Genomic DNA, 705 nt, shown 5'->3' with positions numbered 1-705 from the left:
GAACTCAAGCTTGATTCTTCGTTCGTTGTAGAAGTCGACATATTCATGAATCGCTTTCTCTAGTTCCTCACGATGGCGCCATTTACGTCCATAGAACATCTCATTTTTCATTCGGCCGAACAATCCCTCGCACGCCGAATTGTCGGGTGAGCACCCTTTCTTCGACATTGAACGAGCAAAACCGATGTCTTGGGAGGCTTGGATCCAACTATTACCTCGGTAGTGGCAACCCCGATCGGAATGGATTACTAATCTTGTCGGATCCGCAGGCGCATCATTTTCAATCGCCTGTGCTAAGCAGTCGTCTGCAAGCTGCTGACTAGGATGGCAACTCGTTGTTGCTCCCACGATCTTTCCGTCGAAACAATCCACCAACGCTGAAAAGTAGATTTTCCCGTCATCAGCAGGAAACTCTGAAATATCCGTCAACCACAGCAGCCCAGGCTTATCAGAATGAAAATTCCGTTTCACCAAGTTTGGTGGGGCATCTGAAATCTCCCCGCGATACGACGAATAACGACGCTTTTTCTTAACATAACGCACCGTTAACCCTTCGGCCGTAATGATTCGGCGCACAACTTTCTCGCTGACCTTGATTCCCGATTGCTTCAATTGAATCCAGACGCGACTGAGGTTACCCTCGTTTAGTGGACACCCGATTAGTGCGGATCTTGTGTCCGTAGGAGAGGATGTTCATTGTGAGTT

At 48.4% G+C, this 705-nt stretch carries 1 protein-coding gene; it reads right to left on the bottom strand.

The genetic code is table 11. The annotated features are described in order from the left end of the window. On the bottom strand, nucleotides 1-618 hold a 618-nt coding region (locus ABRP88_RS11405), incomplete at its 3' end, for an IS3 family transposase (RefSeq protein WP_349837263.1). Nucleotides 619-705 lie beyond the last annotated feature (87 nt).

The sequence above is a fragment of the Corynebacterium sp. KPL2734 genome (assembly GCF_040225595.1).
In the GTDB taxonomy this organism is placed as follows: domain Bacteria; phylum Actinomycetota; class Actinomycetes; order Mycobacteriales; family Mycobacteriaceae; genus Corynebacterium; species Corynebacterium rhinophilum.
Note: the sequence above shows the minus strand (reverse complement) of the source record. Positions and strands in the feature narration are given on the sequence as shown.